General features: G+C 53.4%; 15 protein-coding genes. All 15 read left to right on the top strand.

Going from position 1 to position 13,758, the window contains the following annotated elements:
• The first annotated feature begins 84 nt into the window (after nucleotides 1-84).
• The 15 genes from BLS08_RS12230 (at nucleotide 85) to BLS08_RS12160 (ending at nucleotide 13,566) form a co-directional block, all read left to right on the top strand.
• Nucleotides 85-651: a DotD/TraH family lipoprotein gene (locus BLS08_RS12230; protein WP_155718742.1), complete on the top strand. Its 567-nt coding sequence runs from the start codon at nucleotides 85-87 to the stop codon at nucleotides 649-651.
• Nucleotides 652-907: 256 nt separating this feature from the next.
• Complete coding sequence (locus BLS08_RS12220; RefSeq protein WP_139204212.1) at nucleotides 908-1,900, top strand: hypothetical protein; 993 nt, start codon at nucleotides 908-910, stop codon at nucleotides 1,898-1,900.
• Nucleotides 1,900-3,744: a secretin N-terminal domain-containing protein gene (locus BLS08_RS12215; protein ID WP_017362167.1), complete on the top strand. Its 1,845-nt coding sequence runs from the start codon at nucleotides 1,900-1,902 to the stop codon at nucleotides 3,742-3,744. The genes BLS08_RS12220 and BLS08_RS12215 overlap by 1 nt, the downstream gene beginning before the upstream one ends.
• A gap of 10 nt (nucleotides 3,745-3,754) precedes the next feature.
• Nucleotides 3,755-4,801: a type II secretion system protein gene (locus BLS08_RS12210; RefSeq protein WP_026042059.1), complete on the top strand. Its 1,047-nt coding sequence runs from the start codon at nucleotides 3,755-3,757 to the stop codon at nucleotides 4,799-4,801.
• Nucleotides 4,802-4,821: 20 nt separating this feature from the next.
• A complete protein-coding gene (locus tag BLS08_RS26325) occupies nucleotides 4,822-4,992 on the top strand; it encodes a hypothetical protein (RefSeq protein ID WP_017362165.1) in 171 nt (56 codons plus the stop codon).
• A gap of 32 nt (nucleotides 4,993-5,024) precedes the next feature.
• Entirely contained in the window at nucleotides 5,025-5,627 is a 603-nt protein-coding gene (locus BLS08_RS12205) for a prepilin-type N-terminal cleavage/methylation domain-containing protein (RefSeq protein WP_017362164.1), read from the top strand.
• Between the two features lie 9 nt (nucleotides 5,628-5,636).
• Nucleotides 5,637-6,428 carry a hypothetical protein gene (locus BLS08_RS12200; protein WP_017362163.1) on the top strand — a complete coding sequence of 264 codons (792 nt, stop codon included), beginning with the start codon at nucleotides 5,637-5,639 and terminating at the stop codon, nucleotides 6,426-6,428.
• Nucleotides 6,429-6,433: 5 nt separating this feature from the next.
• A complete protein-coding gene (locus BLS08_RS12195; RefSeq protein ID WP_017362162.1) occupies nucleotides 6,434-8,356 on the top strand; it encodes a GspE/PulE family protein in 1,923 nt (640 codons plus the stop codon).
• Entirely contained in the window at nucleotides 8,356-9,480 is a 1,125-nt protein-coding gene (locus BLS08_RS12190; RefSeq protein ID WP_081101737.1) for a type II secretion system F family protein, read from the top strand. Before BLS08_RS12195 ends, BLS08_RS12190 begins: the two co-directional genes overlap by 1 nt.
• 9 nt (nucleotides 9,481-9,489) lie before the next feature.
• Entirely contained in the window at nucleotides 9,490-10,680 is a 1,191-nt protein-coding gene (locus BLS08_RS12185) for a hypothetical protein (protein WP_139204211.1), read from the top strand.
• Nucleotides 10,677-11,249 carry a hypothetical protein gene (locus BLS08_RS12180; RefSeq protein WP_017362159.1) on the top strand — a complete coding sequence of 191 codons (573 nt, stop codon included), beginning with the start codon at nucleotides 10,677-10,679 and terminating at the stop codon, nucleotides 11,247-11,249. Before BLS08_RS12185 ends, BLS08_RS12180 begins: the two co-directional genes overlap by 4 nt.
• Nucleotides 11,246-11,797 carry a hypothetical protein gene (locus BLS08_RS12175; RefSeq protein WP_017362158.1) on the top strand — a complete coding sequence of 184 codons (552 nt, stop codon included), beginning with the start codon at nucleotides 11,246-11,248 and terminating at the stop codon, nucleotides 11,795-11,797. The genes BLS08_RS12180 and BLS08_RS12175 overlap by 4 nt, the downstream gene beginning before the upstream one ends.
• Nucleotides 11,798-11,806: 9 nt before the next feature.
• On the top strand, nucleotides 11,807-12,532 hold the full coding sequence (locus BLS08_RS12170) for a hypothetical protein (protein WP_017362157.1): 726 nt from the start codon (nucleotides 11,807-11,809) through the stop codon (nucleotides 12,530-12,532).
• Between the two features lie 43 nt (nucleotides 12,533-12,575).
• A complete protein-coding gene (locus tag BLS08_RS12165) occupies nucleotides 12,576-13,034 on the top strand; it encodes a lytic transglycosylase domain-containing protein (RefSeq protein WP_026042058.1) in 459 nt (152 codons plus the stop codon).
• Between the two features lie 28 nt (nucleotides 13,035-13,062).
• Nucleotides 13,063-13,566, top strand: a complete 504-nt coding sequence (locus BLS08_RS12160) for a hypothetical protein (protein WP_017362155.1) — start codon at nucleotides 13,063-13,065, stop codon at nucleotides 13,564-13,566.
• Nucleotides 13,567-13,758: the final 192 nt, after the last annotated feature.

Here is a 13,758-nt window from a genome sequence, read left to right as displayed (position 1 = left end):
ATGTACACAAGGCCCCGCTAATGCGGGGCCTTTTTCTTCCGGGTCGTGAAATCAGCCGCGCTGTCTCCGTCGACGCGACTAGCGTTGACTGCGACATTAAGGAACAGATACTATTCGGTCAATATCATTATATCGGGTACTCAATCGATGAAGCGGGTGGCTTTATTTGTCTGTTTCCTAGCTGTCGCTGGCTGTCAAAGTGCAGCCCCGAAAGCGACCGGCATTGATGGAGCGGACCCTGCCGCACGTGCGCTTGATGAGGCAGCCATGCGCATTGCGAGGGCCGCCGAACAAAGCGCGCTAGCGCAAAGTGTGGGTGGGAAAGGGAATCGAGTGACTGAGGAATACCGCATCGATATGGCGCGCGTGCCCGAAGAGATGCGTAAGCCACTGCTGCTGGAAGGTGGCTTCAATGGCGAACTCGAAGTTTTCCTCAAGTCACTCACGGATGCAGTTGGCTGGGTGCAGCCAATTGTCCTGGGGATGCGCCCGGCGACGCCTTTGATGGTGACCTTCACAGAGCAGCGCAGGCCGCCCATCTACTGGGCCGCAGACGCCGGCTATCAAGCAGGCGCGATGGCGGACGTCACCGTCAATACAAGCCTTCGTCAAATCTTTATTCGTTATCAAGAAGCTGGAGGCGTGCGCTGATGCCTAGGAAAGAAGTCGTCTTCCGGAGGCAGCTAAGGATCGCTCGACCTGACTTAGATAGCGATCTGGACGCACGTCTGATCCGCTTTCTTGAGCACAGCGAGGCGGAAAGCACATTCAAAATGCAAGAGTGGTGCAGGAATGCACTGAGACGTGCATTTGTTCAAGACCAGCTCGCGATACTCGTAAGTAAGGGTGATGACACCGCTGAGTTCAAGCGTGAGGTTCACCGCTTCCTTGTAGGGGAGTTGTCGTGATGCGTTTATGGATAGCGCTGTCTTGTTTTGTTCCGCTCACATGCTTCGCGGGTTTCTCGATTGAGGGGAGCCCGATGCTTTCGACAGAGCAGGGGCAGATGAGCCGGCATACACCTTATGAAGATCGTGGTCTTGCACCTTTCAGGCAGCCCGACGCCGCTATGGCACCTAAGCAGCAGCGTTATGTCAATTCTGAACTGCTGGTCGATCTCGCTTATTCACCGCTGACCGAAACGGGTTCGGGTAACGCCGAGATAGTTGAGGGGTTTGGTGACGAAGTGCCTTTCGCTGATGGGATGGCACTGATCATCCCGGCCGGCTGGCAAGTGTATAAATCGAAAGACCTTGCAGGTAAGGACGTTCCCACAGTTATCACTTTCAACGGTGGAAAGCGCTGGCCTGATGTGCTCCGCGACATCGCTCTACGCGAAGGGTTGCAGTTTCATGTGGACTGGTATCAGCGGACCATCCAGATGCTGAAAGGTCGCCCCGTTGTAGCGGGCAATAAACGAATCAAGGTCATCGAAGAACCTCCGCGCCCAGCCCCAAAGGTCGCCGCGCCTGTAGCGGCTACAAAGCCAAGCACTGGTATCTCCAACTCAACAGCAAAGGCATCCGGCTCAGCTGTAACTCTACCGGCCCCCAATGCTGCGCCGATCACGGCATCTACTGGTCCTGCGACCTCGGCTCCACCAAAACAAGCTACTTCGCCTGCTGCTCCTAAACCGATTGTACCGGCGCTCCCGCCCGAAACGAGACTTAACGTCCAGGCCGGGTATCTCAGCGACAACCTGATAAGGCTATCGAAGGAGAACGGGTGGAACCCACCAGAGTGGCGAATGGATGATGTGGATTACCGCATTAAGGCCGGTTACCCAATTGCCGGGAAGAACTTTGCCGAGGCCATCACCAAGCTGTTGATGCTGCACCCAGTTGAAGCAGAAGTGAACACAACAACCCGAAAAATTACTGTCCTGAAGGAGGCTCGCTGATGCGTCGTCAGCTCCTTACAACGTGTCTGGCCGCCAGCTTCATTTTTGCAGTAGCGGGCTGCACTACTCCGGTCGGTCAAATGACTGACAAGCCGTCCCAACTCAGTAAAGAGTTGGAAAGTTGGAAAAAGCGTATGGAGGACCAGCAGCAAGGGCGTATTCGTATTACGGATATGCCTAGCGCAGGTGAACGTGTCGCGCGTGAGAAACATCGTTGGTTGAAAGATCAGCGAATAAACCTCGCTATGCCAAAGGGGCAAAGTTCCATCAGTGCCCAGGCTTTGGCGCAGATGCTCCGCGCCAAAGGTATCAACGTAATGTCCAGCCTCCCGCTGGAAGGCTATCAATACAACGGCTTTGGCGTCAGCAACGTAGATGGCGAGACAGCGCTTCGCCTGTTGTTCGCACCAATGGGGCTCGATTACGTCATCAATGATGAAGGCCGGTTCATTGCAATCGTTCCCAATAAGCAGCGTACCTACTACATAAAGATCGGGCCGAAGAAAACCAAGTACGTCAGTGGCTCCGTTAGCGGGAACGTGGGTACGTCGGGTTCTTCCTACGGCGGCTCAGGTTCTTCGGGGGGCGCTAGCTCCGGCGTAGGTGGCGGCGAATCCGGCGGTATCGTCGGGGGCGTTCAAACTGGTGTTGATACCGGTAAAGGTGAAGTCAGTATCGATATGGACTTCTGGGAAGACCTGAAGACCGAGCTGGCAGCTCTCCTCAAGCAGTGTGTGCCCTCGTATGTGGCCCCTGTTGCAACCGCATCAACTCTTCCGCCCATGCCGCCCGAAATGACAGGCGGCATGGTGGGAATGCCGGCCATGCAGATGCAGGTCATGCAGCAGGCGGCTGTGCCGCAGCCTGCTATGCAGGCGGGGGGAGGTTCTCTGTGCAGCGAGCAGACGCTAGGCAATTTCTCAGTGAACCCCAGCACAGGGGCCGTAACAGTGCAGGCTCCTCATTGGGTGATGAACGACATTGAAGACTACCTGAACAACGTCAAAGCGGATAACGCCGTCACGATGGTTTACGAGGGCATGCTCATCCTCGTGAACACAACTCGCGAGAAATCGGAAGGCCTCGATCTGCAGGCGTTCGCGAGCTTCGCCAATGGTGAGTTTGGGATGGTGGTGAATAACAACGCACTTGGCGGCGTAACAGTTTCTCCACCGTCGACCGGCGTTCCGCCCGTTGTCACTCCTGGTGGAGATGCCATCGCTGGTAGTTTCCTGGGGGTGCAAAAACTGGTTGGAAATCCCGCTCAGATTTTCCTCGCCTACTTAGAGGCGAATGGCTCTTTCACGATCAAGCAAAAACCCAGGCTTGCGACAACCAACGGTGTTCCGTCCGAGTTTGCTCAGTACGACACTCAATACTACAACCAGGTCCAGCAGAACGCATCTTCTGGGTCAACGGGCGGCGCGCTGGTAGGTACTAGCAACCAGCTTATACCGTTCAAAGTTGGGACGCTGCTTCGCATCGTTCCTTATTACGACGATGCAACGGGCATGGTTCGCTCACCGATTACCTTCAGTCAATCCCTTCAGACTGGAACTTTTCAGACAACCCAGTACATCACTGCCGGCGACGGAGAGACGCAGGCTATCCCCAGCGAGATTCCACAGATTCGTGACTCGAACTACAGCGGCGAAGTGCTGATGAAAGACGGGGATATGATCATCCTGGGTGGCCAGGTGAACGAGTCCAGCGAGAGCACAGGCTCGGGTCTGCCGGGCTACAACGCCGAAGGCAATTGGTTGTCTGGCGCGATGGGCCGGAAACAGCACAAAGACTCTGTTTCCACCTACTACCTCGCTCTGACCCTCAAAGTGAACAAGTGAGGGAATGGTCATGCGAGTAGGCACTCTGGAAAAGCACAGTTCCCGAGGATTCACTCTGATTGAGCTGCTGATCGCTGTTGCCGTCTTTGGCGTGCTAATTGTCGCCATCACGCCCTTTATCAGCATGGGATTCCAGTACAGGGAGTTGGCTAAGCGCGACGAGCATACGCTCAACATGCAGAAGATCGCGGGCGGGATCATGAACTACGCGCGAACCAGCAACGGTGGGAGGTTGCCGGCTCCGTACACTGGTGGAAGCTACAAGTCGACAATCTACAACTCTGGCGATACCAGTGCTGCCGGTCAGGCACTTTCAATGGAACTCCGAAATACCGGGGTTCCTGTTAATGCCATCAATGACGACAACTCTGCCGTCCAGAATGTCCGCGTGTATCAGCGGGTGTCAGGTTTGACACAGGCCATTCCGTTCTATTTCTCGACAGGAACAAACGTCACGCTGACATATGACGTTGGGGCTCTTGTGCAAACAAAATGCCCGTTGTCAGGGGCTTGCAATACGGCAATCCCTGGCGACTCACCGACTATGACTGCTGCAAACGTTACAACCTGGGCTCCTGCCGGTGAAGACTACGGCGGTATCGTATTCAGTACATTGCCAGAGCAGAAAGCAATGCTCCGACAGACAACAGGTCGCTTGAACAGGCTCGCGGACAAGCTCGCGAGTGAGTTCTACACCAGGCTGCGGCTGGCTGCTGCGAATTCCACAAATAACTTTTTCCCGCTCCCAAACAATGCTGGGGCTCCGAGCTACGTAGGGCGAAATCCGGTTGTAAATATGGGTTGCCATAACGGCTGGTATCGCCTCAGCGATGCCAACGTCAATGTGCTGGCTCAGATCGGATTGGACCCCTCCGAGTTTGGCGTAACCGCTTGGGGGGGCGCTATTGAGTATTGCCAGGATTACGAGCCAACAGCTTCCGGAACAAGTACCGCAAACACTGCGCCGCACTACGCGGCTCTGCGGATCAACCGGAGCGTATCGCTCGGGGCAGCACCAACTGGCGTTCTCGCAAACGATGTCGTTATCACCTTCTAAGCGAGTACCCAGGAGCATCCATGCAAAAGCTGCCCGCTAAAAATCAACGTCGGTGGTCTTTCACCGTCATTGACTTGATGGTCGTCATCGCCATTGCCGGTGTTCTCATGCCGTCACAAGAAACTCGCACCAGTGATGCTGTGCGTGCTGAAACTGCGCCCGTACGGGCGTTAACGCTACCGAAGATGTGATCACTTTAAAGCCATAACCCGCAGGAGTAACCATGAAAAAGCTTCAACCAAAAAGACACGGGCAGGGTGGTTTCACCCTCATTGAACTGATGATCGTCATCGCAGTGGTCGGTGTGCTCATCGTTATCGGTGTCAACGCATTCCGGGGCAGCAGCGACGGTGCGAATGCACTGGCAATCAACGGCGCTTCAAAACAACTCGCCAAGGGTGTTGGCTACATGCACGTCCAAATGGGCACTGGGCTCAGCGCTATCGGCAACCCGGTACTCGCCTCGGGCATGACCATGATGGACGTTCTGATGGTCGGCAGCAGCGCCGTGAACACCACGTACCGTACCCGTTTCGAGCAGATCAATATGCGCCCAATGGAAGGCGACTTCCGAGTGGTTACCCGTGCAAGTGGTAGCACCCCTGGCGTTTACCAGGTGCTGGATTACACCGTCAGCTTTGTTACCTGCGCGACCGGGAAACTCTGCTTGCAATACACCAACGTTCCCAGCGAAACAGTAGCCGAGCTGGCCAAGCGAGCTGGGATCAACAACTTTGTCGCATCGACTGCTGTGAGCAGCGGCCCGCTACGTTATACAGCGGCTTCCAACGGTTTCCACACCGTTACCGTCGAAGAAGTTCCGTAAGGTCTCACCATGCCGGTTATCTTCGTATTCGCCATCGGCGTGATCATCATCGCCTCGCTAAATATGGCTTTTCAGCCAGTTGAAGAGACGTTGAACTACTACCGGACCAAGCTCCTTCAGCATCGTCTGGAGCGACTCGGCGAGGCCATGATCAACAGATACGAAGAGAACCCGGCAAGTGGGTTCATCACTCCAGCGAACCTCCCAACAACTGCAGGGTACGAGTATTTGCGCCTAGACAGTCCGCAGGACTTCCAGGCCCAGTCTGCGCCAACAGTGAGCGATAGCGTTTGGCGCTTTACTCGCATGGCTGTGTGGTTTGAGTCCCCCTACAACGCTGTGGGTAACGCTGCCTATGTCTCAGCTGCCGAGAACACGTGCGGGACGGGATCATTTGCGACCGCCACTAGCTGGTGCGGGCGTTCGAATAGCATCTGGATGAAGGTCGAAACCAGAGAGAGTCACAGCACGATATTGCTAGGCGAGAAACAACGTCTGGTGCGAACAATTGCAAAGTTTGGCCGACGCTACGCCAAAGACCAAACATTCACTCCTCTTGCGGTCGGCACGGCACGGACTATGCCGCAACTTGTTGGTTATGCCGGTACGGCGGCTGCTTGTTCTGGAGTGTATAGCTACAACGATATCCCATTTACGTGTGATGACCTTTTTAACATGTGGGGTATCCCTATTTCGTTCAACCAGGTGACTGCGAACCATATCGCGCTGGTGAACCGTACCCAAATTACGAATAGCTCAGGCGCACTTGTCCGCCTGGCAGAAGAGATGAAGCTGGAGTAAGAGCCATGAATATGCCCGCTACAGATTTGAATGACAGTGCTGTTCTTGCTCTTGCAGCTTCATGGGGCTTCGATGGCGGTGCAATCAGTCCCCAACTGCTTGAACACGCACTCAATGTATTGAACCTTCGCAAGCGCAAAGTCGGCGAGATTGTTGTATCGCTTGGAATTGCGAGCCAGCAAGCAGTCGACGTGCTTGTCAGTTCCAAGCCAGATGAGGAGAAAACACTCGACTGGCTACGGCACAATATCCAGGATATTGCGCCGCGCTATGACGAGGTGATGGCGATTCACCTAGGGTTGCCATTCATCTCGCAAATTTATGCAGGCCTCCAGGTCCACCCGCTCCTCGCAAAAAAAGATGTATTCCAGAAGATTGAGTCTGATCTTGCACGTTGGAACGTACTGCCGATGCAGATCAACGGTAGCACTACCATGCTTCTGTTCGGCGACATGCAGAAAATGCTTCGCTTTGACACCCTTGGTCGGAATGAAAAGCGCCAGTCTCCATTACTAATGGCGCTGGCGTCCGAGTTGAAGCAACCACGTGTTGATGAGTTGCAAATCAAGTGCGCTGCTGCTGACAACGGCGTACTCATTTATTATCGCCAGCAAATGGAAGATGTCGCAGAAGGCAAAACAAGCGCAAGTGAAAGCTTGCAGATCATCACTGAGCAAGATGGAGAAGGTAATCCAACCGCAGCGAAAGCCATCTCCATCCTGAACGAGGCAATTAAGCTACGCATTAACGATGTGGAGATCGCTCCAGATAAAAAGAACGGCTCCTCTCGTGTATTCTTTCGACGCAATCAGCGCCTGAGAAACAGCGGTATTGTTTTGGCAGGCGCAGAGAAGGACGAGGTTGTCCGCTTCTTGTTGGCTCGGTCTGGCGCGAACAAAGGCGCAGGTCGCCTAATGGCTCCAGCGGATGGCAACTCGCTGTTTATTGGGAAAATGGGCCAGGCTTTCCTACGATTGTCGTTTATCCCCCTAGAGTCATCAAACGGCGAGGCCATCTCAGTTTCTGTACGGGTACTTCCTCGTACCGTTCAAAAAATCAAGATGGGTGACCTAAATATCCCAGCTGAAATTCAGGCCGAGCTAAAACGTTTCATACGACGTAAGTATGGGCTCGTGATTGTTTGTGGGCCAACAGGCTCAGGTAAGTCGACAACCATTGCTGGGATGATATGTGAACACGAGGAGCTATATGGAGATAGTCTTAAGCGCCTCAGCGTTGAAGACCCCTGCGAGCGAATTCTCCCTGGTGTGCTTCACATCGATGTGAGTCAGCATACTTATCGCGGCGACAAAGAAGAGCAGCAGAACAAGTTTGCTATGGCGCTGCGCGCAATACTGCGTCACGACCCAGACCTGATTTTCGTAGGTGAGGTTCGGGATAAAGAAGCATGCACGGTCTCTGTTGACTCGGCTAACACCGGGCACTTGGTATTTACCACCACGCACGCAAACGACCCTGTGCTCGGATACCGACGTATGGCCGGCTTCCTCAACGCTGATCGTCGTTTCGACTTGGTGAACGTATTGGAGGCAATCGTTGCTCAGCGCCTTGTTACGACGGTGTGTCCGCATTGCTCGGTTGAGACGGAAATGGACGATGAAAGCGTAGAGGACATGCTGCACTACTGCCGTTCAAAGGGAATCGTCCTGGAGCGCAACGAATTACCCAATGTCTACCGGAAAGCAAAGCCTACTGGCTGCAACAAGTGCCTTGATGGTTACGACGGGATGATCCCGATTCATGGCTTGCTTACCATGAATCCCGAGGTTAGAGCGCTGTTGCTAAGCAGCGATGAAAGGGATTGGATGCGTGCTCAGAATGCTAGCGACAGCAAGCACACGCTATTCAATGCCGCTTTCCAACTTTTTAAAAGCGGAAAAGTTGATTTGGATACGGTGATGCTCTAATGAACAAGCCATCAGCCAACCGTTCGCGCGTGAAAGAAGTATCTATCAGGAATAATCGCCAGTTACGAGACGTTGCGTTTACGCTACGGAATCTGTTTAAAAGTGGTCACCTAGGAGCAGCTGAGATTCTTCAAGAGGCCGGCAACGCCCATGAAGAACATCGCGCTGTTCTGCATGCCGGTGCTAAGCAAATATCTCATAACGGATGGAGCTTTTCGGATGCTGTTTCTGGGTTGTTCCCAGCCAACATCATGCCGGCAATACAAGCGGGTGAAACGGCTGGTAGTATCGACAAGGTTTTTGACCAGATTTGGCAAGCAAGTAAAGCCCAGGAAGAAATCAATAAAGTAATTGGTCAACTAAAAACGCCAATTGCCATTTTATTTGTTGCATTTCTAATCAGTTTGGTTTTCTACATTGTGCTTGTCCCGTTTGTGTACGAAGGGCTTGCGCGGAATGCTCCTCCTAGTTATGACCCTGGGTTTATTGTTAATTCGGCGAACGCGATTAGGAGCTGGCTGGATCATAATTGGCTATTAACTTTGGTTGGTTTTTCAGGTCTCGTAATTGGCATTGCTGCTGCGTTAGCCAAACAAGAAAATAGAGATGCTGTCGGAATCTGGTGCGTAAAAGGTCTATCGCGTTTCAAGGGTATCGGTTCCGCATATGCGAATCTCAAATTCGGCCTTATGGCTCGATATTTGGAAATTGTGTCCATGGCTGGGCTAGACATGACCGACCGGATAAAGCTCGTTGTCGGGCTTATTCCAGAGCCACTGCGTCCAGGTCTTTTGGCCTTTCAAAAAGAGATGCTCGTTAAAGGATTGAAAGATGCGGCACGTGCAGAGGGCAGGGCTGAAGGTGATCCGAGAAAATCGATAGTAATGTGGCCGCCATATTTGCGACTTGCATTCTCTCAAGCCCACGATACTGGTGAGATGGATGAAGCCATGCACGAGTACGGAATAACAATGATCATGGACGGGAAAGAGCGTTTGGAAAACTACATTGTCACGCTCAACCGATTGATGCTTTTTCTAGGTGGCATGGCAGTAACAATTCCCATGGGCACGATTTACACAGTGATGGGCCAAATTATGTCCCTTCGCATGCAAAGTCTGTAAGGGCCAGATATGAACCTGATTTCTAGCATGGATCAGCTCGACGAGCTGCTCGCGGTCGGAAGCAAAGAGCCGATTCTCCTCGGCGGTGAACTGGTCTTTATCACGAATGATATTGATGCTTTTGAATCTCTACTCGATAACGATAATGAGCAGTACATCCAGCAGCCGCCCCGTTTAGCAACAAGGGGTGGCTTTGCAGTTAAGAACAAGAAAAAGCTGTACGTTGCAGTTTCCAAAGAAGCAGTAGCATCTATCGCAAGCTACAAAGGGAAAACCTTTCTTCTTGCGGACCAGTATTTGGCCTACGGGCTATCCCAGCGTGCAAACTGCATAGTGATCGGCGGCGGGGTCACCTCGGTCGGCCTCCTGAACCTTGAAGTCTTCGTCTTTACCCACCAAAGCCTCGAAGCCACTTACGAAAGGAATGTTCAGCCAGATGGCGTGCGGCTCGACATTGCGTTGCAGGACATCCTGGCGCAGTACGCTGACCACGAAATCTTCTGGTGCGATCCTCTAGGTGATCCGCCAATTTGCGACCTTAGCCAGCGTCTGAATTTTAAAGAAGTCGGCGCTGCTCCTCTTAAGAGTCTCGTGCCCCGCAAATTGTTCTCAAAGCCGCAGAGCGTTGATGAATCTCTGGGGTGGTTTCCGGCGGTCAGCTTAGCGCTTGTCGGTGCTCTGGCCCTTGGTGGCTCGATAGGTCTTCAGTGGGCGCGCCTAGGCGCGGAGCGGGCTGAGTACCAAAGCGAGATTGCCGGTTATGAGGAGGCGTACAAGAACAGCTCTCAGAGCCTCGATCTGCTGCGGCACAGGGAGTTTCTACTTAAAACGAAACCTGGTCATGAGGGGCGTATCGCCAAGCTCGATCTCATGCTTCGGCAGGTAGCCCTGCTTGAGGGAGTAATCATCCATCGTATCCGTTTTTACGATGAGGTTGATCCCCGCGCTTCAACGGTCAATCAGGCTATGAGTATGTCGAGTGAAGCAATCCAGGCGAGAGATGACTTCTACGTTGAATTCTCGGTGCCACAGGTTCTCGACGTGGGCTCTGCGCGGGATCAGGCTGAGCCGCTTCTTGCGGCGTTGAATAACAAAACAGGCATGACGGTCCGTGTAATGGATCATGCCGAAGAGAATATTCAAGTCGGTGACGCCGACCACAAATACTGGCGCTATAGGCTGGGGGGTAACGACAAGTGATCACCAACAAAAAGCTTGTTATCGGTCTCGGCGGGGCATTGGGGATTGTTTTTTTGCTTGCGATTCCTGAAGCCTGGAAAAACCTTGGCGAAATCGTGAAGAGGCAGGCCTCTGCGAATCTTCGACTGATTGAATGGAAAGAGGCCTACCAAGCACTTCTCCCTGTGAATGACCGCTGGCAGGCTGCGTTCATCGGTTTCGACTCAGTATCAGATCAGTTGACGCTCACTAGGATCGTCAACATCGAGCAATACGGACTTAACCTGGATGTTGATAGGGTCGAGCAGGTCGGCTCTGAAGAGGTTGTGGTCAATGGGATGCCTGTAGGGCTTCAGAAACTGTGCATAGCGACAGGTCGTGAGTCTCTGGAGGTAAGCTCAACCTCGATGTCGGGTCTGCGAGCTGGTATGCGAGCGATGGCTCTGCGTACCGACATTGAAATGGGGACCGTGGAGTACGCGATCAACAAAGGCGATGATAAGGAAGGAGTCAAAACGACCTATGTCGCCCGTGTATCGCCTTTCTGTATTCGCGTTCGTACAGACCAGAAAGTAGGAGCCGGGGTATGAAGATCGAGACAAACCTCTCACCTGATCTCGTGAAAGGGCTTCTGTTTGTCGGCGGGATGCTTCTTGTCTACGGTCTTTGGGTGACCCTGAGCGACATGAATCAGAAGATGAAGTATCAGGCTGTGTACGGTGAGCAAGCACCTGTCACAGAGATGGCCAACACCCAAGTCTCATACTCACTTCCGATTGTTCAGGCATCGAATGATAAAACCCTAGATGATGGGCAGGTCGTTGTGAGTGATGACCTCATTGAGGCGGCCTTCAGTGCGCCAATGCCTGTAGAAGAAGTCGAGACGAAGAAAGAAGAGCCAAAAGTTCAGCTGTCAGCTCTACTGCTTGCGACATATCGCCCACAGGTTGGAGGGCTAGCAGAGGGGGGGGCATTCATCGGCGGCGGATTTTGGCGTGTTGGCGACGATATTTCTTCCATGCCTGTTAGGGATGCATCGGGTAGCGTCGTACTCCCAAGATTGGCTGGTATAGCCAGCAACAGTGTGCAGCTAGCCATCGGCGATGAACAAATCGCTTTGCCTTTCGAACAGTACTGAGTAGCGCAGATGGATGATGATCGCCTGCGTGACCTTAGCGAGCGCTTGAGCATTCTGCTGGACAAACAACAGCCCGTCCGCGCTGGCGGCCGGGGAGAGGAAAGGGTCCGGGAATACGGCAGATTTATGGCGCTCGTGGAGGCCTATAGCCAGTGGCGCTATGAAAACCCCGTCAAGTCCCTTGTCATCAGGCTCATTAGTGGTGGGGCATCTTGCGCCGCACTGCTACTTACACTCTGGTGGGTGGCCGGCACTGGAGTTGGTGAGGCGACGGGACTCCAGTCACTGCGGACGAAAGCCACAAACGTCTATTACGCAATTCTGTGGTCGACCCGTGGAGATGTGGACGCAGCTCTTGTAGCGCAGATGGCTCCTCAGCGCTTCCCTGGAACAATTGAACAGGTCATTGATGGGGTTCTTGTCGTCTCCTACTACGAGGCAGGCAAGCAGTATCGTCGCTTGGTTAAACCTGCAAACGTCATCATGACTGACAAGAAAGGGTTCGAGTTGTGGGCCAAGCAGTACCTACTGAAAGGCGTCACGTTTGACTTCTACATCCCTCTGGAGGAGATCAAGGGACACAAAGTCTGGGCGGCCGTGATCTGGTACAGGAAGACACCAGTCAATGTTGAGTTGGTGGAGCGGTCATTAGGATACCCCGAGAAGAACCCGCCTACAGCCGTTGTAAACCAGGTGTTCAGCCAGTACTACTGGAACCTTGCAAGAGGCAGTTGAGTTGTCTAAATTTTGTTCGGACTACACGGTATTCTGATATTGTATGTTTGATCTTCCACCGGCAATACAACACAACGAGGTTCCTCGCGCCTGCGTGATGACCGTCGCTCGTTCATACCAGTTACCTCCTGAGCTTATCGGTGGCTTGCTGTATGTCGAAGGCGGACGAAAAGGCATGGCGAACAAGAACACTAACGGCTCCTTCGACTATGGACCGGCACAAGTGAACTCGGCCTGGCTTTCGAAAACGGAGGAGGTTGGGATCGGGGCTAGTGCCCTGCAGCACGACACATGCGCAAACCTTTGGGCTGCGGGCTGGATCATGCGCAGGTGCCTAAACAAGTTCAGTAACTCTTTCTGGCATGCCGTGGGTTGCTACCACACCGGAGAAAACCCGAAGAAACCTGAGCAGCTGGCACGACAGCGCACATACGCGGTGAAGGTGTACCGAGCAATCGAGAAGACCAGAGGGCCATTTCTGAAATGGCTCAATGGCGTTTGAGGTGATTTGAGGTGATTTGAGGTGATGGATGAATAAACAACTGGTTTTGATTGGAGCTGTGCTCTCGCTTCTTTCGCAGGCTGCAATGGCATACGCAGAGGAATGGCACTGGGAAGCCTTCGGTACTGGAAGCTATAGCGGCCAGGTCAACCTTCGTGATGATCAGGGCAGTGCACTCAACTATCAGCGCTACAGCAGCGGAATGAATCCCCAGCTATTCGGCATGACTAGCGTGCAGCCTCCTATGGTGGTCGTGGCCGGAGGGAAGGACATCACTATTGATCTCGTGCGCGCCGGAACCGCAGTCCCTAAGCCAACGTGCACAGCTCCGGAGACACCAAAAATCTATGTTACAGCCAGTACGGTCTGCGACTCTGGTGTGGGCTCGAACATCGGTGGCTACCACACCTGGGCAGAAGATAACGGCACCGACTTTATCCCGAGGCTTGCCGTCTGGGTCCAGGGGTTGAATTGGCGGCAGATCAACAACAATCCGTGCGGGATCGTTCAAGTCCAGACCATGTGCAAGTGAGGCCAACATGAAAATCCTTCTTACCCTCCTCGTAACAATCTCACTATCGTTTTCAGCCATAGCAGGCGATTCAGTGGCCGTAGGCACTGCGCCATCGGTTTCACCACGGATCGCTGTCGAAGGTCAGACCTGCACTGGAGTAGGCACTGCTGCCATCACGAGCACTGGTTTGCCACTTTCTTGCCAATCCGG

This window comes from Ectopseudomonas chengduensis (assembly GCF_900102635.1).
Taxonomy (GTDB): Bacteria; Pseudomonadota; Gammaproteobacteria; order Pseudomonadales; family Pseudomonadaceae; genus Aquipseudomonas; species Aquipseudomonas chengduensis.
This window is presented reverse-complemented; position numbering and strand designations above follow the sequence as displayed.